Consider the following 19,811-nt stretch of genomic DNA (forward strand, 5'->3'; position numbering starts at 1 on the left):
TGAGAGTTGGGGGTGTAAGCCCTCAGGCTTCCGGAAGGTTCCGGGAAGCCTCCGCCACCAGAGCGGCATGTGCAGCAGGTTTTACCTTCCGCCACACGTTACGGATGACGCCCTGGCCATCCACCAGAAAGGAACTGCGCTCCATCCCCATATAGGTCCGGCCATACATGGATTTCTCAACCCAGGTTCCGTAAGCCTCAGCGACGGCATGGTCCTCGTCCGAAGCCAGCGGGAACTTGAGACCATATTTGGTGGAGAATTTCTCAATTTTCGCCACAGGGTCCGGGCTCACACCGATGATCGTCAGACCCTCGGCATCAAATTCGGGCAGAACGTCCTGAAGACCACAGGCCTGCGTCGTACAGCCGGGTGTGTCTGCTTTCGGATAGAAATACAGCAGATAAGGCTTCCCGCTCAGTGCGGCACTGCTGACAGTCCGCCCGGCGGAAGCGGGAAGCGTAAAATCTGGCGCCCGGTCGCCCGGTTGTAGGTCTGTATTCTGTGAAGAAACGGTCATAAGCGGCATGATTGCCCGACCCGTCCGATCCGATCAAGGCAAACCGGACGAAAACCGTTCAGTATTCCGGGATCAGTATCCCGGATACATCACAACAGGGGGCGGCCCGTAAACCACCCGTGGCGGAGGCGCATAGACGACCGGCGGCGGAGCATAGACCACCTGTGGCGGCGGAGGCGGCGGAGCATAGGGCTGGGCCAGAAGGGCACCGCCTACGGCGCCCAGAGCCAGACCACCCAGAATGCCGCCAACAATGGCGCCGGAATGGTTGTGATACCCGCCATGCCAGCCACCGCGCCCACCGCCGGGAGGGCCACCATATCCATAACCGCGACCGTAGCCCGGACCATATCCCGGCCCGCCCCCATGCCAGTGAGCCTGTGCCTGCGGCACGACAGCATTCGGGACGATTGCGGAACCGATCAGCAGCGGAGCGGCCATAAGAACTGCACGTGTGATGCGACGCATGGCATCTTTCTCCTCGAAACACGTGGTCCGGAAGAGCCGGTCAAAAACAGGCTTTTCCGTCCATGAGAAAGATCATGCCCGCTGAAAATGGCAGCAAGAGGCGCCAATCATGGCAGGAGCCGGACAAATTGTAACAGACACCGGCCCCATCCCGGAGCCTCCGGCTCAGCGCGGCGACTCGACCCGGCGATAACCCGGCGGCGGGTCGAAAACCTCCAGCGGCTGCGGAGAACGACTGACCGAAACCGCTTCCACGACCGGCTTTCCGTCATGAACCGCCCCCAGCATCAACCCGTCCTCCGTGTAACAGAAGGTGGTCGGATGGCGGTCGGTGTCCGTGCTTTCCCAGATCGTGCAGGCTTCCCCGGCGATCCGGCCCTGCCCCATTCTGCGCCATGATCCGGCGGCGGGAGTCCCGGGGGCCGCAAAGCTCCCGCCCGGCGCAGGCATGACCGTGGCCGTGCGCTTCGTCCCGTCCAGCACCATCAGAATATGGGTGTGATAATCCGTCAGCATGACCGTGGCCGACCCTTCGGGCTCGATCCGCTGCCGCCACGACGTGGACGTCCAGCGCATCCGCTGATGCAGATGCTGCCCGGCAGGGCCCGTCAGGACATAGTCGATATCGGCATCATGCAGCGGCGTCACGAGCGGGGCCTGCGCCTGAAGCGGAGGGGAGGCTGCAACGTCCGCCTTTGCTGAAAATCCGACCACAGCCCCCATCAGCACACAGACCGCCGTTCCCGCTGCACGCAACACCGTCAGTCTCATTTGCGATTTCCATTGGCCGGGCCACTCGGCGGTTGATCCGGCGCGGACACGGAGCCATCCCCTGAAGAATCATTGGAAACGGAAGGCTGCGTCGTATCGGGCTGAGCACTCTGCCCCGGTAGTAATGTCGTATGCGCACCCGGCGTTGTCGTGGCCGGGGCGGGCGTATCCCTGTCTCCGATCACGGGCGTATCGGAATCTGACACATCGGGGGCCGCAGCCTCATGCGTGGTCGTCTTCATCTCCGAGCCGGCATCAGTACCCGACGCCTCAGGCACCGGAGAGGGCGTCGCACTGCCCGCCTGGCTCTGATGGGCCGGACGCATTTTCGGCTCCAGTACATGAAACCCTGCCGGAGGCTCGAACGTGGAGGACGGAATGTCCTGATAGGACACCGAAAGCGCCTTTATGGAGCCTTCCACCCCGTCCGCATCCACGCCGTTTTCCGCCAGGATGACGCCATCCTGCGTCACGCAGGCGCTGGCCTTACCGTGGCTGCTCTGGATGGTCCAGCGGTCGCACGCCACGCCCGCCACGGTGTCATGACCGGCGGCCTTATACTGCATGTCCAGGTCGAGCATGAACGGATTGTGCAGACCGTGGCTCGGATGAAGGCGCGTATAGACCTGCTGCTTCATCATTACGAGCGTGACCTGCTGCGCCGGACGATCAAGAATCGTCACCCCGTTGCCATCCTGCGAATCGATCCGCAACAGGTCTCCCGCGCCCGAGAACGCTACCCGGACGGTATCGGGATGGCCTTTCGCCGTGCTCGACGGCGTGGAAAGCTCATACACCACCGTAACATCCCGCGTCGGCGTCAGACGTGGATGGTCGTCTGCACGGGCGGGGCCCGCCAGAGACAACCCGGCCGCCAGCAGCCCGAACGGCGCGACAGACATGAGGAGGGAGCGCGTGAAAACAGTCATGGCGGATCTCCGGCAGGCGCGCGCCCGGGAAGCGAACGCAGGGACGCGATGGATTCACGCAGGGCCTGAAGGCTGAAATCGTCAGGCCAGACCGCACGCACGGTCAGCGCCTGATGAAGCAGGGACTGATAATCCTCCGCCGGAATCCCGATCCCACCCAACCCCGTCAGATGGGGCGTGGTGTATTGCGTATCCAGCAGCGTGTATCGCCCCTGTCGCAGCCCTGCGACAAGATGGACCAGCGCCACCTTAGAAGCATCACGTTCCCGCGAAAACATGCTCTCGCCGAAAAAAGCCCCCCGCAGCGACACACCATACAGGCCACCCACCAGCGCCTCACCGTCCCAGACTTCAATGGAATGGGCGTTTCCCTGACGGTGCAGGACACCATAAAGATGTCGGATGCGCGCGCTGATCCATGTCGTCTCGCGCCCCGGAGCAGCTTCGGCACAGGCGAGCATGACGTCATCGAACGCCCGGTCCGCCGTCACCGTCATCCTGCCCGACATCACGAGACGCATGAGCTTTTTCGGAACATGCATCCCGTCCAGCGGCATGATCCCGCGTTCTTCAGGCAGATACCATGTCAGTTCCGCGCTTTCCGCGTCCGGGGCCATGGGAAAAATTCCCGAGGCATAGGCCTGAAGCAGCAGGTCCGGCGTTATCTCGTCCATGATGACACAGTCTTTACCCGTTTCCTGAACCGCGGCGTCGCAGACCACGTGCGTGAAGCCCCCGCCATGGAGCCTGCCGCGCGAAATCATGGCCGTACGGCCAGCGACCATGATAAGGGTGGCATGCCATAGGGAGACCGCCAGTGCCGCTTGCCTTCATTTACGCCATCATTCTCGTCATACTCGGCGTCCTGCGCCTGCTGATGCCCGAAACACACGGCCTGATGATGGTTCTGGCCAAAGTCAGCGCGACCTGTCTGGTCATCTCGGCCCTCATAGACCTGTGGATGATGCGTGAGGGCAAGCCTCCCCCGTCCCTGACCGAGGCCTCCTTCACAGCAGACTGATCAGCACAAGCATCAAACCAGCCATTGAAATGCCCCAGATCAGACTGCGGATCGCACCCCATCCCAAGGCATAGGCCGGGATATAGATTGCCCGCATCAGAAAATAGATCCCGCCCCCCCAGCCCGTCAGCGGGCTGTAACGGCCCGAGACCCAGGACAGCAGGACGGCGCCGATGAAAATCGGTAGCGTCTCCGCCAGATTGGCCTGCGCACGTTTCAGCCGCGCCGCCATCCCGGTGTAACGGGGAGGTTCCCCGTCACGGTTGCTGCTCGCCCATTGCAGCCCGTCCTGCTGGCGGCAGGCGGCAGCGGTCAGGAAGAGCTGAACGAACGCCAGCACCAGTGTCCATCCAAGCCAGACAAGACCGATCGGCATGGGCGTTTCTCCGGGAAATCCTGAAAATCAGGAAAATGTTTCAGATGTGCCCATTCCCCCTGCACGCAGGTCGGCAGCAGCCTCCTTAACGGCCAGCCCATGGGTGCGTTCCAGACGACGGATTGTGAAATGGGCCCGCGCCAGCGCCCGGTAATGCGCCAGAAATGCCGTGTTGAGCGACGCCCCGCACAAAGCCCCCGCCACCGGCACCATCTGCAACGCGAACTTGCGCGACAGGCCGATTCCGTAATGCGACGCCACTTCCGCCATCAGCATCACGATGGGGCGTCCCCGCAGCAGCGCACGCGCCGAGAAGAAACCCAGTTCACCTTCCTCGTCGCTCTGACGCGCCGGGAAACTACGCAGCGCAAAGACTTCCAGACACGCCCGGCGCGTATCCTCGTTGCGCAGATCCTCGCCTTCCTCGCGGGCGATGCGGGCGATTTCGCGCATGATGGCCAGCGTCGTGAAGCCGACATCCGGCGCAAGACCAAAAATCCCCCCGAAACCACCCAGCGCACCGGAGACGGCAACCGCGGCCTGCCCCAGGTTCTCACGCATGGGATCACGCGGGGCGGGCGCATCGTTGTCAATACCCAGAACAGCCACGCGGAATGCACGTTCGATGGCCATTTCCGCCGTCTTGTGGAATTTTTCCTGCACCGCCGGGGCCAGTCCGAGTCCCTGCATGCCGAGTCGCGTGGCCTGTCCGACCGCGCCACCCATCAGGTCGGCCAGCCGCACGAGAACCCCACGGCCCTGCTCCACCTTTTCAAGGACCGACTGAAGCTGTGCCAGGGAATCCCCGTCCAGCGCCGCCGAGGCGAATTTGCTGGTCGGAAGCTGCGTGTCATTCACTGAGGTCATGACGATCAAAACTCCTGTTCGTAAGACCCGAAACCGTTTACCGGATAGCAGGTTTCATATCCTAACATGGCACCATCATGGGGATATCGGCGCCATAAGACTACCCGGGCCAACTATCCGGACGAGCACCGTCGGGGTGAGGAGAATTATACCAATGACCGCATTATCGCGCTGGATCCTGTCTGCTCCGCTGGCCGTCAGCCTCCTCGTTCCGGCCGGTTCCTCGGCTTTTGCCGCCCAGGCCCACCCCCGCCATCACGCCTCTCACGGGACCGCCAACCTGCCGCAGATGGGGCCGACTGCCGGACAGATCGTCGGCGCACCGGCAAAGCCGCTGACTCCGGCCCAGCAGGCCGCGCTCCCCGATGAAGGCGCTCCGCCCCCGCCGCACGGCTATACGGAAGTGGAAGACTCGGAAACCGCCCTCGCCAGCTACAGCGACCGGGTGCGGACGCATCTTCCAGTCGGCATGCCCGGCCCGAACGCGCAGCAGAAAACCAACGGCCCCAACAACCTGCCGTCCCATTTCTCCCTGTTCGGCATGCCGGTAAAGTTCAACGCGCCCGTGCAGTCGCCTTATGAAGATGAAGACTCACCGACGAGCTATGCCGGTCATCCGGTCAATGGCCAGACGAACATCCTCGTGAACGGCGACGCCTCTCCCATTCATTAAGAAAGACGCACCCACCCCCCGATCTGCGTCAGGTGACGGAACTCCTCCTCCGTCACCGGTGCTACGGACAGTCTGGACTGTTTGAGCAGCGCCATGTCCGCCAGAGCCGGGTCAGCCTTGATCTCGGCGAGGCTGACGGGACGGCTCAAAGCCCCCATCGCCTTCACATCCACACAGACCCAGCGCGGATCGTCCGCAGTCGGGTCCGGATAGGCCTCCCGCACGACTTGCACCACGCCCACAATCCGTTTTTCGCTGACGGAATGATAGAAAAACGCCAGATCGCCGTTTTTCATGGCCGAGAGGTTGTTGCGCGCCTGATAGTTGCGCACCCCCGTCCACGGCTCGACGCCGTTCTGGACCTGCTGCGCCCACGAGAATGCCTCGGGTTCCGATTTCACCAGCCAGAAAGCCATCTCTCACTCCCGCCACAAAGGCCGCCCCAAGGGCTGCCTCGGGGCCGCCCTGGGGCATTTAGCGCTCAATTCCGTGAAACGTGATAACAGTGATCGGAACAATGGGACAACGCGCCTCTTCCGAATATGATTGCTTCGGACTATTTCAATGGGGAACCTGTCGCGGGGAACCCATCGCCGCGTTGCCACTCTGCCGAGGTCCGTGTCCCAGTGCGCCCTACCCCCAACCTGCTCCATCGCTATGCCAATCCGGGGCAGTTCCTGCGTCTGGCGCGCACGCTGCTGCCTTGGCTGACGGCTGGCGCGATCGTGTTTCTCGTGGTCGGCGTCATCTGGGGGCTGTTCATCGCCCCGGCCGACTGGCAGCAGGGCGACACCGTGCGCATCATGTATGTGCATGTTCCGATGGCCTGGCTGGCATCGTCCTGCTACCTCGGGCTTGCAGCCTGCGGCGTGCTTTCGCTGGTCTGGCGACACCCGCTGGCCGATCTGGCCGCCATTGAAATCGGACCCGTCGGCGCCTGCGCCGCCGCTTTGTGCCTGATTACGGGCTCGCTGTGGGGTGAGCCGATGTGGGGCACCTGGTGGGTCTGGGACGCGCGCCTGACATCCATGCTGGTGCTGTTCTTCCTGTATCTCGGCCATATCGCCCTGATCCGCGCCTTCGATGAGCCTGCCCGCGGCCAGCGCGCCGCCGCGATCCTCGCTCTGGCCGGCGTCATCGACCTTCCGATCATCAAGTTCAGCGTCCAGTGGTGGAACACCCTGCACCAGCCCGACAGCATCACCCTGACCGGCGCACCCACCATGTCCATGATGATGCTCTGGCCGCTGCTGATCTGCACGATCGGCTTCACACTCGGTGTTGCGGCCGTCATTTTCACCCGGCTCAGCGCCGCCATCCATGAAAGCCGCGCACGCCAGATGATGGCCCGTTCGCGTCTCGACCGCAGGGACAGTCAAGCAGCATGATGCATCTCCCGAACCACTGGCCGTATATCGCGGCCTCCTATGCCCTGACGCTGGGCTGCTCCCTTGTCCTCGGTGTTGGTGCCGCCCTGCGCCTTCGGAAGTCCAAGGCCCGTCTGGCCGCCGTCGAAGGCCATGCCCGCCGTCGTGAAAGGTCAGCCTCATGACCCGCAAGACCCGTCGTCTCTGGATCGTCATTGCCTGTCTGGCCTGTGTCGGCTCCGCCGCCGCCCTGACGCTGCGGGCCTTTTCGTCCAACATCGTCTTTTTCATGGCGCCATCGCAGGTGAAGGCCAGTCCGCCCTCACCCGATCGCACCATCCGCCTCGGCGGCATGGTCATGGCCGGCAGCCTGCATCGCATCAACGAAAACGGCACCCCCGTGAACGCCTTTCAGGTGACGGACGGACAGGCCGCGGTCGAGGTCCATTACACCGGAATCCTCCCCGACCTGTTCCGCGAAGGACAGAGCGTTGTCGCCCTCGGCACCGTCCAGAAAGACGGTGGCTTCACCGCCAGCGAAGTCCTCGCCAAGCATGACGAGACCTACATGCCCAAGGAAGTCGCGGACGAACTCAAGCGTACCGGCAAATGGGACCCGCGCTTCGGCAAAGCGCCGGACGCGTCGAGCTGGGACACCATGACCGCAAAGAAAGCAGGGGGCTGATCGCCTGATGTTCGGACCAGAACAGGGCCATTTCGCCCTGGCCCTCGCCTGCGTGCTCGCCCTCGTGCAGTTCGCCGTCCCGCTCTGGGGCGCCAGCCGCCGCGACGCGCGCCTCGTGGGGCTTGCGCCCTATCTCGCGGTCTCGCAGTTGCTTGCGCTGGGCTATTCGTTCCTGTGCCTCGTAATGTGCGCCGTCAGCGACGATTTCTCGGTCCAGAACGTTGCGGCGAACTCCGCCGTCTCCAAGCCGCTGCTGTATAAAATCACGGGCGTCTGGGGAAACCATGAAGGCTCTGTACTGCTCTGGACGCTGATCCTCGCTGTCTGCGGCGGGGCGGTCTCACTGTTCGGCCGCAACCTGCCGGATATCTTGCGCGGGCGCGTTCTGGCCATTCTCGGCGGCGTCTCCGCCGGATTCCAGATGTTCTGCCTCCTGACGTCAGATCCATTTGAGCGCGTCTTCCCCGCTCCAATGGACGGTCAGGGCATGAACCCGCTCCTTCAGGACCCGGGCCTCGCCTTCCATCCCCCCATTCTCTACACCGGCTATGTCGGTTTCGCCGTTCCCTTCGCCTTCGCCGTCGCCGCCCTGATCGAAGGCCGTGTCGATGCCGCATGGGGCCGCTGGGTCCGTCCCTGGGCCGTGGCCGCCTGGTGCTTCCTGACCTGCGGCATCGCACTCGGTTCGTGGTGGTCCTATTATGTGCTGGGCTGGGGCGGCTACTGGTTCTGGGACCCGGTGGAAAACGCCTCCCTCATTCCATGGCTGACGGGTACGGCCCTCGTGCATTCCGCCATCGTCGTGGAAAAGCGCGAGGGCCTGAAGATCTGGACGGTCCTGCTAGCCATCGCGACCTTCTCATTCTCCCTGTCCGGCACGTTCCTTGTCCGCTCTGGCATCCTGAACTCGGTCCATGCCTTTGCCAACGATCCCGCCCGCGGCGTGTTCATCCTCGCCCTGCTCGCCATCGTCATCGGCGGCTCGCTCGCTCTGTTTGCGTGGCGCGCGCCCTCCCTCACCTCGACAGGCCTGTTCTCGCCGGTCTCGCGTGAAGGCTCGCTGGTCCTGAACAACATCCTGCTGTGCTCGATCTGCGCCGTCGTCGTGACGGGCACGATGTACCCGCCCTTCATGCAGCTTCTGGCCGGGCGCACCATTTCCGTCGGCAAGCCGTTCTTTGACGCCGCCACGATCCCGCTGACCCTGCCGCTTCTGCTGGCCATGGGCATCGGCACCGCCCTGCCCTGGAAACGCGCGCAACTCGCCCGGACATTCTCGCATCTCTATGCCGCCGCCGGCATTGCCGCGATCGGGCTGGCCCTGTGCTTCTGGAAGCTTTCCGGCATCCTGCCCATCGCATGCGGCGCGCTGGCCGTCTGGGTCATCGCGGCTTCCATGTCGGACGTGCTGCGCCGGATTGGCATCGGCCATACGTCCGCCCAGGGCGTATGGGAGCGCATGAAGAACCTGCCGCGTTCAAGCTGGGGTGCAGCGCTCGCCCATATCGGCGCAGGCATCACCATCCTTGGGCTGTGCGGCATGTCTCAGGCCGAGCACGCCATTGTCGAAGTCCATATCGGCGAAACGCGCTCTCTGGCCGGGGACGACTGGACTCTTCTCGATGTGCACGACTATATCGGCCCGAACTACAAGGCCATGCAGGCCGACATCGCCATCCGTCACAACGGCAAACTCGTGACCATCCTGCATCCTGAAAAGCGCGACTTCACGACGCAGAGCCAGACCACGACCGAAGTCGCCATCCACACCAATTTCATCACCGACCTGTACGGCGTGGTCGGTGACCGGCACGGTACGGGCAAGGACACGACCTATGTCCTGCGCCTGCACCGCAATCCGCTCGCGCCCTGGATGTGGCTGGGCGGACTGGTCATGGCCATCGGCGGCGCATTCTCGCTCTCCGACCGCCGGATGCGGATTGGCGCCCCCAAGCGTGCCGCTGCCCGCAACATGGCCCGCGCCTGAGGAGAAACGGACATGAGCGTAACACGACGAGGCATCCTCACGGCCGTGCCCATTATCGGCGCAGGCGTTCTGGGCGTCGGGTTCTGGCGGATGCTGAGCGACATGCGCAGCGGCGCCTTCGACCCGCGCGCGATCAAGAACCCCAATGTTGGCAAACCCATCCCGAGCTTCGCCATGCCGGGCCTCCCCGGCCTTGGGGACGGCTTCACGGATGCCGAACTCAAAGCCCAGCACCGCCCGGTTCTGGTCAATTTCTTCGCCTCATGGTGCATTCCCTGCGTGGCGGAAATGCCCGGCCTGCGCGCCATTTCGCGCAACATGCCGATCTGGGGCATCGCCTATGAGGACAAGCCCGAAAACGCCAGTGCCTTCATCCAGCGCGACGGCTCGCCTTACGCCCGCGTCGCCTCAGACCGGCATGGCCGCGTGGCCATCGACTGGGGCGTAACCGGCGTGCCCGAGAGCTTTCTGGTTGCCCCAGGCGGCCGCATCATCTGGCACGGCAGCGCTGCCCTCGACCCGCAGATCTACGAGGCGGAAATCCGCCCAAGGCTGGCCGGATTATGAAGGCCTCCAGACGTTTTCCGGCCCTGCTGCTTGCGGTTGGCCTGATCGGCGGCGGCGTAGCCCTTGCCGTGGACGATCCCGCCGAAATGCTGTCCAACCCGGCGCAGGAAAAACGCGCCGAAGCCATCGGCGCCCATCTGCGCTGTCTGGTCTGTCAGAACGAGAGCATCGAGGACAGCAGCGCTCCCCTCGCCCGCGATCTGCGCAAGGTTGTCCGCGAACAGGTCGCGGCAGGCAAAAGCGATCAGCAGATCATGGACTGGATGACCGAACGCTACGGCGAATTCATCCGTCTGGCCCCACAGTTTTCATGGTCCACCGCCCTGCTCTGGCTGATGCCGGCGCTCGCGCTGGTGGCCGGACTTGTCATTGCATGGCGTACGGCCAGACGCCGCGTCATCGCCACGCCTGCGCCGCTCACGGATGACGAGCGCGCGCGTCTGGATGCCCTTTCGGGCCGGGAGTAGTCTTGTTGTTCTGGTTGGGAATCCTGATTATCGCCGCGGTGGCCCTGTGCCCCGCATTTCTGGGCCTACGGACCCTGCGTCGCCGCGTGAACGCCCGCGACTCTGCCCTGACGCTGTATCGTGGACAGCTTGGTGATCTGGAGCGCGATCACGCCCTCGCACTCATCAATGATGAAGAATACCACGCCGCCCGCCTTGAAGTTCAGCGACGCCTTCTGGCCACTGACGGAGAAGCCGCCGTTGAGGATCTTTCGGCTGAACCCGCAAAGCGCAGCCGGATTCTTCCTGTTCTGGCGGTCGGACTTAGTATCCCGGTACTGGCTTTTGCGCTCTATATCGTTAATGGACACCCGTCCCTCCCGCCCCAGCCGCTGAGCGGGCGTCAGACGGGACCAGACGCGAAGGGTCTGGAAACAATTCATAAACTTCAGACCGAAGTCGCCATGATTCCTGCCACGTCATCGACTTATGCGACCGGACACTTCATGTTAGGAGAGGTCGAGGCCAAGTCCGGTCTGACGGAAGATGCGATCCGGGACTGGAAAGCTGCCCTCGACGCCCATTTCGAGCCCGAGCTTGCCATTCGTCTCGCCGAGCTTGAAAGTCGTAACGGCAGCCATATTTCTGCCGAAAGCCTCGACCTCTATCGCCGCGCCCTGGCCGCGGCACCGGCCGATGCGCCCTGGCGTATGGCCGTGGAAGCCCGTATCGCGGTTGGCGAACATCAGGAGAATAACGGTCAGTGAGAAAACCCGAAGCCAACGCCATCGCGCTGTGCCCCGTCTGTCGCAAACCCATGCGTCCGACATCGGAGAAATGCCCACATTGCGGTGCTGAACGTCATTACGGCCCACGGCTCCTCGAATCCGCCGTCTGCGCCTTTGCCGGAATGGTCCTGCTTTCGGCGGTTTCCACCCTGCTCCTGCCGATTTCGCTCTGGACCATCATGTTCGCCGCCATCGGGCTGGTTGCTGGTTTTCTCTTTTCCCACAACCGTTTCAGCGGCGATCGCTGGCTGAAATAAAGGCTCGGGGTGCCCGGCGCGGTACGATCCGGCCATCCCGCTTCCGACACTCTTCCCGGATCCGGAACATTCCTGCTAATGGGCAGGAATGACCCAATCTTCCGGACGTTCCCTGCCCTTTTTCGTCGCCGTGGCCATCCTGTCCTGGGCGAGCGCCTATCCCGTCGTCCGGATTGCCTTGCATGATTTCGCGCCCGTACCTCTGGCCGCATTACGCTACGCCGTCGCGGCTGTCATGGCGGCTCTCTGGCTTTTCTGGAAACGCCCCGCCCGCCCCCTGACATCCGATATCCCGCAGATCCTCGCCTGCGGCATGATCGGGATCATGCTCTACAACATCCTGTTCAACTGCGGGGAAGTGACCGTCTCGTCCGGAGCGGCCAGCCTTCTTATCAGCGCAGCGCCCCTGATGGCCGGGCTTCTGGCCATGGCATTCCTTGGCGAGCGCATGTCCCGCTGGGGCTGGGCCGGGTCGATCCTGAGCTTCAGTGGCGTCGCCATGATCGCCAAAGGACAAAGCGGCGGTCTTTCCTTTGGTTCCGGCGCCACACTGGTGTTTGGCGCGGCCGTCTGCGCGGCGTTTTACACGATCCTCCAGAAAGGCCTGATCCGCCGCTACGGCGCCCTGCCGACAATCGCCTATGTCCTGATTTCCGGTGCGATTTTCCTTACTCCCTGGCTGCCGCAGGGCCTCACGAATTTCTCCCATGCCTCATGGCAGGGACAGGCGGCTGTGCTGGAACTCGGGATTTTCCCGGCGGCGTTCGGCTATGCCGCCTGGGGTTTCGTCATCGGGCATCTCGGCGCCTCACGCGGTGCAGCCCTGCTTTACCTGCTGCCACCCGTGACGATGGTTCTGGCCTATTTCCTCACTGGCGAAATCCCGTCCCTACGCACCCTGATCGGCGGCGCAATCGTCATGGCCGGCGTGATCCTGACCAATACCTATGGCCGCCACCTGGTCGCTCAGATCGTGGAATCCTGAAGCCGTTTCCTCGCTGTGACGGCATCCTGATTTTCTATGGCTGTCTTCCTTTGTCTTGCGGCGATTGTGCGATAATTTCCCTCGTGAAATGAGCCGGATCACCCGCAGGAAAGCCGAAAACAGACAATGAGCCGTACCGAAACCGATGGCATGGGCCCGATCGAAGTCGCTGACGATGTGCTGTGGGGGGCCCAGACCCAGCGCTCCCTGAAATATTTCAGCATCGGCCGCGAACTGATGCCGCGTGAAATGATCGAGGCCTATGCGATCATGAAGCGCGCCTGCGCCACGGCCAATGCCGCAAGCGGCCGTCTGTCTCAGGAGCGCGCGGATCTGATCCATACGGTCTGCGACGAGATCACGAAGGGCGAGCATGACCGGATGTTCCCGCTTCATGTCTGGATGACGGGCTCGGGCACGCAGTTCAACATGAACGTCAACGAGGTCATCGCGAACCGTGGCTGCCAGATCACCGGCAATCCGCTGGGCAGCAAGACGCCGCTGCACCCGAACGATCACGTCAACATGTCGCAGTCCACCAACTGCAACTTCCCGACCGCCATGCATATCGCGGCCGTCCTCGGCACGCATCGTCGCCTGATCCCGGCCCTGACGCGCCTGCGTGACGCCATGGCCGCCAAAGCAGAGGAGTGGCGCGATCTGGTCAAGGTCGGCCGCACGCATCTTCAGGATGCCGTGCCCATCACGCTGGGTCAGGAATGGCACGGCTATGCCGGGATGCTGACGGACAATATCGTCCGTCTGGAACAGGCCCGCGACGGTCTGTTCCCGCTCGCCCTCGGCGGCACGGCACTCGGCACGGGTGTGAGCACGGATGAAGGCTTCGACCGCCGCGCCTGCGCGGAAATTGCCCGCCTGACGGGCCTCGGCTTCACGGCTGGCGAGAACAAGTTCGCACTTCAGGGCGCGCATGACGCGCTGGTGCATCTGTCGGGTGCGCTGCGCACGACGGCGGGCAGCCTCTTCAAGATCGCCAATGACGTCCGCCTGCTCGCCTGCGGACCACGCGCCGGTCTGGGCGAACTGCACCTGCCGGAGAATGAGCCGGGATCGTCGATCATGCCGGGCAAGATCAACCCGACGCAGGCCGAGGCGCTGGCCATGCTCGCCCTTCAGGTCATGAGCAATGATGTTGCGGTAGGCCTGGGCGGGGCTGCGGGCATGCTGGACATGAATGTCTACAAGCCGCTCATGATCCATAACATCATGCAGGGCATCACCCTTCTGCATGACGGCTCGGAAAACTTCCGCCGCTTCCTCGTCGAAGGCACGAAAGCCAATACGGACAAGCTGAAACAGGACCTGGAACGCTCTCTGGTCCTCGTCACGGCCCTTTCGCCAGCCATCGGCTACGACCGCGCCGCACAAGTCGCGCATCACGCCATGGAAAAGGATCTGAGCCCGCGTGAAGCCGCGCTGGAACTGGGCTTTATGACATCCGAAGAGTATGACCGCGTCGCCGATCCGCGCCTGATGCTGCGCCCCAACATCACGCTCCCCGGAACCTGATTGAACGCCAGCTTCAAACTGCTTCCGCATGACGAAAACTTCATGCGGAAGCGATGGCCGTTACGTCTCAGGACTGATACGGCGGACTCTTCTGCTTTTTTCCCGGAGATGCCCGTCAGATGATGACCCGCCGCGCAGCCCTGCTCGCTTTAACGCTCCTCTCCCCCGTCTGTACGGCTGCGGCGGCCGATGCCCCCAAGACCGACGCCAGCAAGCTCGAAGCCGGCAAGGCAACCGACGCCTTCACGGGCGAACCCGCCCTGCTCCCGGCGGATTCCGTCACGCAGCATCATCTGAACGGCATCGCCTACACTGCCCATGCCGGCACGCTCATCCTGCGCGGCCCTGACGGCAAACCCACGGCCCGCATGTTCTACGTGTCCTACACGAAGGATGGCGTCCCGGCTGGCACCCGTCCGGTCTCGTATTTCTTCAACGGCGGACCGGGCGCGGCCACGGCCTATCTGAACCTCGGTGCTGCAGGCCCCAAGGCCCTGACCATGCCTGCCAAGGACCCGACGGACGGCACGCACGCCACGATGGGTGACAACCCCGACAGCTGGCTCCCCGTCACCGACATGGTCTTCATCGACGCCGTGGGCACGGGCTATTCCCGCCCCACCGATACGGCCAAGGCCGGAGACCAGTTCTATGGCGTCAAACAGGATGCCAGCACCTTTGCCAAGGCCATCGGCCTGTGGACGGCAGCGAATGGTCGTGAAGCCTCGCCGCATTATCTCGTAGGCGAAAGCTATGGCGGCATCCGCTCCATCCAGGTCGCGAATGCGCTTCAGATGGAACAGGGCATCCTGCTCAACGGCATCGTGATGATCTCCCCGGCCATCGAGATGCCCCTGCTGGATTCGGACGAAAATCCGCTTTCCGCAGCTCTCATGATGCCGAGCCTCATCGCCGCGCATCAGAGCCCGAACGTGACGGAAAAAACGGCTGAAGACGCCTATCAGTGGTCCCTGAGCACCTACCTGCCAAAGATCGCCGGAAAGCTACCGTCCGGCAGCGAAGGTCAGGCCCTCTATGCCGAGATCGCCCAGCGCACCGGCCTCCCGCAGGACGTGATAGCCCGTCAGCACGGCATCCCGGCCATCGGCTCGCATGACATCATGTCCCGCAACGGTCGCCTGTACGGACTGTACGACTTCACGCAGTCCATCGCCGACCCCTCGGCCGATGGTCTCGACGAAAGCCCCGATCCGACGCTGTTCGGCTTTGGCCGCGCCTATGGCAACGCCTTCTCGGGCTATGCCGCGAACGATCTGGGATTCAAGACACCCCTGACCTACGATCTGCTGTCTTTCAAGGTGAACGGAAGCTGGAAGTGGAGCTCAGGCGGCCCGTCGCCGATCCATCAGATCCCGGTTCTGAACCGCCTTCTGGCCCTCGATCCGGGACTGCGCGTCTTCGTGGCGAATGGCTATTATGACGTCGCCTGCCCGTTCGCGACCGCGCGCTGGATGAAGGATCACCTGACGGTCGGCGCCGACCGCGTGTCGCTGCATCTCTATCAGGGTGGTCATATGCTCTACACGCGCCCGGCCAGCCGCCATGCCCTCTCAGCCGATGTGGCATCCTGGATCCAGGCAGACGGTCGCCAGCCCTGAAATATCCAAACCTGAAATACAATGTCATAAATTGACAGCCGACGGTGAGGAACAGATAATGCACAGAGTAACTTCTGGACCTCACCTGACCGGGCCTCTCCCTACTGAGAAGGCCGCCTCTAACAGGGAGCCTTTCATGTCAGACGCTTTTCAAACTGCCTCGGCGCACTGGAGACCGTCTGCCCGGCAGGCAGTCTCTTCCTCCCTCAGGCGGACCGCCGCTTGACGGTGCAGCGTCAGGCGGGCTCGGAGCCGGGCTATTCGCTGGAACATGCCGTCACAACCTCCTGTGACCGGGAGCCCATTCAGCGGCCGGATGCCATTCAGCCGCATGGCCTTCTGCTGATTGCCGACATCGCGAGCCTCACCGTGCTTGGCGGCGCGGGAGACATCGAAGGCCGCCTGACCCCCGACTGGCTTGGACGTAATCTCGCGAGCATCTTGGACGTCCCGACCGGGCGCTTTGAAGACGCAAGACATGTCTCCCTGTCCGATCTTCGGATTTCAGGGCTCGCAGGCGAGACCTTCAGCGTCGTCTGTCACGCCCAGGACACGCATTTTCTCGTCGAACTTGAACCCATCGAGTCCCACAATCTGCTTACTTGGGATATTTTTGGCGAGATCGACAGGACGGCAGACCGTTTTGAACGCTGCCCGGATATCGCGTCCGTCTGTCGTCATGGTGCAACGATCTTTCAGCGCGTCACCGGCTTTGACCGCGTTCTGGTCTATCGCTTCATGGAAGACGGCACGGGCCGCGTTGTGGGCGAAAGTCGTAACGACACCTTCCCGTCCCTGATGAACCACCATTTCCCGGCCAGCGACATCCCCACGCAGGCCCGGGCTCTCTATGTCCGCAACCGCATCCGCGTTATCCCGGACATCACCTACGAAGCCGCCCCCATCCGTCCATCCGACGCCGGACTTGCGGGCCTCAATCTCAGCGACGTCCAGCTCCGCAGCGTCTCGCCGATCCACCTTCAGTACATGGCCAATATGGGCGTCCGGGCCTCGGCCTCCGTCTCGCTGGTCGTCGATGGCGTGCTGTGGGGGCTGATCGCCTGCCATAATTCGTCTCCGAAACCTCTGCCCGAAGACATCCGAGCCGCCTGCCGGACTCTGGCCGGCGTCATGTCCCGCCAGTTGCGGAACAAGGAAGAGCTGGTCACCTATCAGGAGCGTCTGCGCCTGCGCAACGCGATGGAATCCGTCACGTCCCATTTCGACGTGCGCCGTCCGCTAGAAAACAATCTTCGCAGTTGCATCAACGAGTTGCAGGCCCTCTTTCCCTGCAACGGCTTTGCGGTCATCAGTGACGAAACCATCAGTGCAACCGGCATACTTCCCGATACGAAAAGCCTTCACCAGCTGCATGACTGGCTGAGAGCGGGCAACCATGGCGGCATCTTCAGCAGCGCCCTGCTGGGCCGGGATTATCCCCCGGCAGCCGACTGGCCTGAACGCTGCGCCGGGCTCCTGGCCATCACACTCCCGCTCCGCACGCCCATCTGTCTCCTCTGGAGCCGGGTCGAAATCATCCAGACGATCGAATGGGCCGGAAATCCCCACAAAGACGATGCAGACAGCGACGGCATCCTGCGCCCGCGCACGTCTTTCAGAACATGGGAGCAGACCATCCGCGGGCACAGCACCCGCTGGACCGGCGAGCAGAAACAGGCCGCCCGCCGCCTGCGTCGCGTCCTGATTGCGGACGACCAGACCCAGCAGCTCCGCGAACTCAACGCGACCCTCGCCGCCACGCTGGAGGAACGCGAAGACCTGCTGCGCCAGAAGGACTTCCTGATCCGTGAGGTCAATCACCGCGTCCAGAACTCGCTTCAGATGGTCGCATCCTTCCTCAAACTTCAGGCCCGCAGCGCATCAAATGACGACACCACCACCGCCCTGAAGGAAGCCCAGCACCGGATCGCCGCCATCGGGCTCGTGCACCGTCGCCTGTATCGTGACGAACATGTCGGCGTCGTGGATCTGGGCCGGTATATCGAAGAGTTAATGGAGGAACTGTGCACGTCACTGGGTGAGGGCTGGCACGACCAGATGCATCTCTCTCTCTTCCCGATCATGATTGCCGCAGACCGCGCCATCAATATCGGCCTGATCCTGACGGAACTGATCATCAACACCAGCAAATACGCCTATAGCGGCCATGCCGGGCCGCTGTATGTCGGACTGGCCCAGGCGGGCACCCGACTGGTTCTGACGGTCTCGGATCAGGGTGAATGCACCCCCCAGCTCAAGGGAACGGGGTTCGGGACACGCATGATGAATGCCGTCGTCAGCAGCCTTGCCGGCACCCTGACCTACACGACGCTGAATCCGGGGCTGGAAGCTGTCATGACACTGCCTCTGGACTCTCTGCTCCCTACGGAAACGCAGCCCCGTCCCAGGGACACGTCCTCACAGACGCCCTATCCATATCCCTGAACACCACCCAACAAAAAAGGCGCCAGACCAGCAGGTCGGGCGCCTTTCTCACAACACGTCGCCGTCAGCGGGTTACGCGACGAGATTGCCTTCCTTGTCCACCAGCTGGATCGGATAATCCCCGGTGAAGCAGGCGTCGCAATAACGGCGCGCACCCTCGGCACGGTTCGCATGGCCCAGCGCACGGTAGAGCCCGTCGAAGCTGACAAACGCCAGACTATCCACACCGATCGCCCGCGCCATTTCCTCAAGCGTATGGGTCGCAGCCATCAGCTTGCTCTCTTCAGGCGTATCAATGCCATAGAAGCAGGCATGTTTCGTCGGCGGAGACGTGATGCGCATATGCACTTCCGTCGCCCCCGCGGCACGGACCATGTCCACAATCTTGCGCGACGTCGTGCCACGGACGATCGAGTCATCCACCAGAATGACGCGCTTGCCAGCCAGAACCGGCCGGTTGGCCGAGTGCTTCATCTTCACGCCGAGATTGCGGATCTGGTCGGTCGGTTCAATGAAGGTCCGACCCACATAGTGGTTGCGGATGATACCGAGTTCGAACGGAATACCACTTTCCGCCGCATAGCCAATCGCGGACGGCACACCGGAATCCGGCACTGGCACCACAACATCGGCCTCGACTGCGCTTTCCCGTGCCAGTTCGCAACCGATCTGGCGGCGTGCTTCATAGACCGGCTGGCCTTCAAGCACGGAATCAGGCCGCGCGAAGTAGATGTATTCGAACACACAGAACCGGCCGCCCTGATCCCCGAAAGGACGCAGCGAGCGCAGACCGTCATTGTTGATGACGACAATCTCGCCCGGTTCGATGTCGCGGACATAATCCGCCCCGATGATGTCCAGCGCACAGGTCTCGCTGGCCAGAACCCAGCCACCATTGCCCTGCTCATGACCCGGCATCCGGCCCAGAACGAGCGGACGCACACCGAGCGGATCGCGCATGCCAATCAGACCGTCATCGGGGGTCAGCGTAATCAGCGAATAGGCACCCTTGACCTGTTTGACCGCATCAATGAAGCGGTCGAGCACGGTCGTATAGAGCGAAATGGCGATCAGATGGATGAAGACTTCCGTATCCGTCGAGGAATGGAAAATGCATCCCCGCTTGACCAGCGCCTGCTTGAGCGTCGCGGAATTCGTCAGGTTGCCATTATGCGCAACCGCCAGACCACCGAACTCATAATCGGCATAAAGCGGCTGAACGTTACGGACATGCGTTCCACCCGTCGTGGCGTAACGGTTGTGGCCGATGGCGACCGTGCCGGGCAACGTCGCCATGACGCGGCTGTCTCCGAACACATCGCCCACCAGACCCAGACCCTTGTGCTGGTGGAATCGTTCGCCATCGAAACTGACGATACCCGCAGCTTCCTGTCCACGATGCTGGAGGGCGTGCAGGCCCAGGGCTGTCAGGGCCGATGCATCAGGCACACCCCAGACGCCAAAAACCCCGCATTCTTCATAGGGGCGGTTGAGACTGTCGGACTGGGTCATG

At 62.9% G+C, this 19,811-nt stretch carries 23 protein-coding genes; 14 read left to right on the forward strand and 9 right to left on the reverse strand.

Annotated elements, in window-relative coordinates:
* Positions 1 to 22: 22 nt before the first annotated feature.
* The 5 genes from bcp to aat form a co-directional block, all read right to left on the reverse strand.
* Complete coding sequence (gene bcp / locus HK22_RS08860; RefSeq protein WP_086648999.1) at positions 23 to 526, reverse strand: thioredoxin-dependent thiol peroxidase; 504 nt, start codon at positions 524 to 526, stop codon at positions 23 to 25.
* Between the two features lie 63 nt (positions 527 to 589).
* A complete protein-coding gene (locus HK22_RS08865) occupies positions 590 to 985 on the reverse strand; it encodes a hypothetical protein (protein WP_062109003.1) in 396 nt (131 codons plus the stop codon).
* Between the two features lie 165 nt (positions 986 to 1,150).
* On the reverse strand, positions 1,151 to 1,756 hold the full coding sequence (locus tag HK22_RS08870; protein ID WP_086649000.1) for a hypothetical protein: 606 nt from the start codon (positions 1,754 to 1,756) through the stop codon (positions 1,151 to 1,153).
* Positions 1,753 to 2,685 (reverse strand): hypothetical protein, encoded by a 933-nt coding sequence (locus tag HK22_RS08875; RefSeq protein WP_086649001.1) that lies wholly within the window; start codon positions 2,683 to 2,685, stop codon positions 1,753 to 1,755. The genes HK22_RS08870 and HK22_RS08875 overlap by 4 nt, the downstream gene beginning before the upstream one ends.
* Positions 2,682 to 3,359 (reverse strand): leucyl/phenylalanyl-tRNA--protein transferase, encoded by a 678-nt coding sequence (gene aat / locus HK22_RS08880; RefSeq protein ID WP_062030191.1) that lies wholly within the window; start codon positions 3,357 to 3,359, stop codon positions 2,682 to 2,684. The genes HK22_RS08875 and aat overlap by 4 nt, the downstream gene beginning before the upstream one ends.
* A gap of 143 nt (positions 3,360 to 3,502) precedes the next feature.
* On the opposite strand from aat, the gene HK22_RS08885 reads away from it, so the two are divergent.
* Positions 3,503 to 3,706: a hypothetical protein gene (locus HK22_RS08885; RefSeq protein ID WP_062108998.1), complete on the forward strand. Its 204-nt coding sequence runs from the start codon at positions 3,503 to 3,505 to the stop codon at positions 3,704 to 3,706.
* On the opposite strand, the gene HK22_RS08890 is transcribed toward HK22_RS08885, so the two are convergent.
* Together HK22_RS08890 and HK22_RS08895 are read right to left on the reverse strand one after the other, a co-directional pair.
* Positions 3,693 to 4,082 carry an MAPEG family protein gene (locus HK22_RS08890; protein WP_086649002.1) on the reverse strand — a complete coding sequence of 130 codons (390 nt, stop codon included), beginning with the start codon at positions 4,080 to 4,082 and terminating at the stop codon, positions 3,693 to 3,695. The genes HK22_RS08885 and HK22_RS08890 overlap by 14 nt on opposite strands.
* A gap of 27 nt (positions 4,083 to 4,109) precedes the next feature.
* Positions 4,110 to 4,949: an EcsC family protein gene (locus tag HK22_RS08895; protein ID WP_062030109.1), complete on the reverse strand. Its 840-nt coding sequence runs from the start codon at positions 4,947 to 4,949 to the stop codon at positions 4,110 to 4,112.
* 154 nt (positions 4,950 to 5,103) lie between these two features.
* Here HK22_RS08895 and HK22_RS08900 point away from each other — a divergent pair, with 154 nt between their 5' ends.
* On the forward strand, positions 5,104 to 5,622 hold the full coding sequence (locus tag HK22_RS08900; protein ID WP_086649003.1) for a hypothetical protein: 519 nt from the start codon (positions 5,104 to 5,106) through the stop codon (positions 5,620 to 5,622).
* Here the strand turns inward: HK22_RS08900 and HK22_RS08905 are convergent.
* Positions 5,619 to 6,038 carry an EVE domain-containing protein gene (locus tag HK22_RS08905; protein WP_086649004.1) on the reverse strand — a complete coding sequence of 140 codons (420 nt, stop codon included), beginning with the start codon at positions 6,036 to 6,038 and terminating at the stop codon, positions 5,619 to 5,621. The genes HK22_RS08900 and HK22_RS08905 overlap by 4 nt on opposite strands.
* 210 nt (positions 6,039 to 6,248) lie before the next feature.
* Between HK22_RS08905 and HK22_RS08910 the strand changes: the two genes are divergently transcribed.
* The 12 genes from HK22_RS08910 to HK22_RS08960 all read left to right on the forward strand — a co-directional run bounded on the left by HK22_RS08910 (position 6,249) and on the right by HK22_RS08960 (position 18,298).
* A complete protein-coding gene (locus HK22_RS08910) occupies positions 6,249 to 7,010 on the forward strand; it encodes a heme ABC transporter permease (protein ID WP_062030193.1) in 762 nt (253 codons plus the stop codon).
* Positions 7,007 to 7,174, forward strand: a complete 168-nt coding sequence (locus HK22_RS15195; RefSeq protein ID WP_167315815.1) for a hypothetical protein — start codon at positions 7,007 to 7,009, stop codon at positions 7,172 to 7,174. Before HK22_RS08910 ends, HK22_RS15195 begins: the two co-directional genes overlap by 4 nt.
* On the forward strand, positions 7,171 to 7,674 hold the full coding sequence (gene ccmE, locus HK22_RS08915) for a cytochrome c maturation protein CcmE (protein ID WP_062030116.1): 504 nt from the start codon (positions 7,171 to 7,173) through the stop codon (positions 7,672 to 7,674). The genes HK22_RS15195 and ccmE overlap by 4 nt, the downstream gene beginning before the upstream one ends.
* A gap of 7 nt (positions 7,675 to 7,681) precedes the next feature.
* Positions 7,682 to 9,661 carry a heme lyase CcmF/NrfE family subunit gene (locus HK22_RS08920; protein WP_086649005.1) on the forward strand — a complete coding sequence of 660 codons (1,980 nt, stop codon included), beginning with the start codon at positions 7,682 to 7,684 and terminating at the stop codon, positions 9,659 to 9,661.
* Positions 9,662 to 9,673: 12 nt separating this feature from the next.
* The gene (locus HK22_RS08925; RefSeq protein WP_062030120.1) at positions 9,674 to 10,228 is read left to right on the forward strand and encodes a DsbE family thiol:disulfide interchange protein; all 555 of its coding nucleotides are present in this window, start codon (positions 9,674 to 9,676) and stop codon (positions 10,226 to 10,228) included.
* The gene (locus tag HK22_RS08930) at positions 10,225 to 10,695 is read left to right on the forward strand and encodes a cytochrome c-type biogenesis protein (RefSeq protein ID WP_077802329.1); all 471 of its coding nucleotides are present in this window, start codon (positions 10,225 to 10,227) and stop codon (positions 10,693 to 10,695) included. Before HK22_RS08925 ends, HK22_RS08930 begins: the two co-directional genes overlap by 4 nt.
* Positions 10,696 to 10,697: 2 nt before the next feature.
* On the forward strand, positions 10,698 to 11,441 hold the full coding sequence (gene ccmI, locus HK22_RS08935) for a c-type cytochrome biogenesis protein CcmI (RefSeq protein ID WP_233142512.1): 744 nt from the start codon (positions 10,698 to 10,700) through the stop codon (positions 11,439 to 11,441).
* Entirely contained in the window at positions 11,438 to 11,719 is a 282-nt protein-coding gene (locus HK22_RS08940) for a hypothetical protein (protein WP_062030124.1), read from the forward strand. The genes ccmI and HK22_RS08940 overlap by 4 nt, the downstream gene beginning before the upstream one ends.
* 88 nt (positions 11,720 to 11,807) lie before the next feature.
* A complete protein-coding gene (locus HK22_RS08945) occupies positions 11,808 to 12,704 on the forward strand; it encodes a DMT family transporter (RefSeq protein ID WP_086649006.1) in 897 nt (298 codons plus the stop codon).
* 126 nt (positions 12,705 to 12,830) lie between these two features.
* Positions 12,831 to 14,234 (forward strand): lyase family protein, encoded by a 1,404-nt coding sequence (locus HK22_RS08950; protein WP_086649007.1) that lies wholly within the window; start codon positions 12,831 to 12,833, stop codon positions 14,232 to 14,234.
* 119 nt (positions 14,235 to 14,353) lie between these two features.
* On the forward strand, positions 14,354 to 15,853 hold the full coding sequence (locus HK22_RS08955; RefSeq protein ID WP_086649008.1) for a S10 family peptidase: 1,500 nt from the start codon (positions 14,354 to 14,356) through the stop codon (positions 15,851 to 15,853).
* A gap of 228 nt (positions 15,854 to 16,081) precedes the next feature.
* Entirely contained in the window at positions 16,082 to 18,298 is a 2,217-nt protein-coding gene (locus HK22_RS08960; protein ID WP_086649118.1) for a histidine kinase dimerization/phosphoacceptor domain -containing protein, read from the forward strand.
* A 72-nt stretch (positions 18,299 to 18,370) separates the two neighbouring features.
* Here the strand turns inward: HK22_RS08960 and purF are convergent, their stop codons facing one another.
* Entirely contained in the window at positions 18,371 to 19,810 is a 1,440-nt protein-coding gene (gene purF, locus HK22_RS08965) for an amidophosphoribosyltransferase (RefSeq protein WP_077802325.1), read from the reverse strand.
* Position 19,811: the final 1 nt, after the last annotated feature.

Origin of the sequence: Gluconobacter sp. DsW_056, assembly GCF_002153595.1 — a bacterium.
Lineage (GTDB): Bacteria > Pseudomonadota > Alphaproteobacteria > Acetobacterales > Acetobacteraceae > Gluconobacter > Gluconobacter albidus.

Excerpts from the sequence above, each read along its gene's own strand:
- bcp (WP_086648999.1), bottom strand. The coding sequence starts at position 526 with ATGCCGCTTATGACCGTTTCTTCACAGAATACAGACCTACAACCGGGC.
- HK22_RS08865 (WP_062109003.1), bottom strand. The coding sequence starts at position 985 with ATGCGTCGCATCACACGTGCAGTTCTTATGGCCGCTCCGCTGCTGATC.
- HK22_RS08870 (WP_086649000.1), bottom strand. The coding sequence starts at position 1,756 with ATGAGACTGACGGTGTTGCGTGCAGCGGGAACGGCGGTCTGTGTGCTG.
- HK22_RS08875 (WP_086649001.1), bottom strand. The coding sequence starts at position 2,685 with ATGACTGTTTTCACGCGCTCCCTCCTCATGTCTGTCGCGCCGTTCGGG.
- aat (WP_062030191.1), bottom strand. The coding sequence starts at position 3,359 with ATGGACGAGATAACGCCGGACCTGCTGCTTCAGGCCTATGCCTCGGGA.
- HK22_RS08890 (WP_086649002.1), bottom strand. The coding sequence starts at position 4,082 with ATGCCGATCGGTCTTGTCTGGCTTGGATGGACACTGGTGCTGGCGTTC.
- HK22_RS08895 (WP_062030109.1), bottom strand. The coding sequence starts at position 4,949 with ATGACCTCAGTGAATGACACGCAGCTTCCGACCAGCAAATTCGCCTCG.
- HK22_RS08900 (WP_086649003.1), top strand. The coding sequence starts at position 5,104 with ATGACCGCATTATCGCGCTGGATCCTGTCTGCTCCGCTGGCCGTCAGC.
- HK22_RS08905 (WP_086649004.1), bottom strand. The coding sequence starts at position 6,038 with ATGGCTTTCTGGCTGGTGAAATCGGAACCCGAGGCATTCTCGTGGGCG.
- HK22_RS15195 (WP_167315815.1), top strand. The coding sequence starts at position 7,007 with ATGATGCATCTCCCGAACCACTGGCCGTATATCGCGGCCTCCTATGCC.
- ccmE (WP_062030116.1), top strand. The coding sequence starts at position 7,171 with ATGACCCGCAAGACCCGTCGTCTCTGGATCGTCATTGCCTGTCTGGCC.
- HK22_RS08920 (WP_086649005.1), top strand. The coding sequence starts at position 7,682 with ATGTTCGGACCAGAACAGGGCCATTTCGCCCTGGCCCTCGCCTGCGTG.
- HK22_RS08925 (WP_062030120.1), top strand. The coding sequence starts at position 9,674 with ATGAGCGTAACACGACGAGGCATCCTCACGGCCGTGCCCATTATCGGC.
- HK22_RS08930 (WP_077802329.1), top strand. The coding sequence starts at position 10,225 with ATGAAGGCCTCCAGACGTTTTCCGGCCCTGCTGCTTGCGGTTGGCCTG.
- HK22_RS08945 (WP_086649006.1), top strand. The coding sequence starts at position 11,808 with ATGACCCAATCTTCCGGACGTTCCCTGCCCTTTTTCGTCGCCGTGGCC.
- HK22_RS08950 (WP_086649007.1), top strand. The coding sequence starts at position 12,831 with ATGAGCCGTACCGAAACCGATGGCATGGGCCCGATCGAAGTCGCTGAC.
- HK22_RS08955 (WP_086649008.1), top strand. The coding sequence starts at position 14,354 with ATGATGACCCGCCGCGCAGCCCTGCTCGCTTTAACGCTCCTCTCCCCC.
- purF (WP_077802325.1), bottom strand. The coding sequence starts at position 19,810 with ATGACCCAGTCCGACAGTCTCAACCGCCCCTATGAAGAATGCGGGGTT.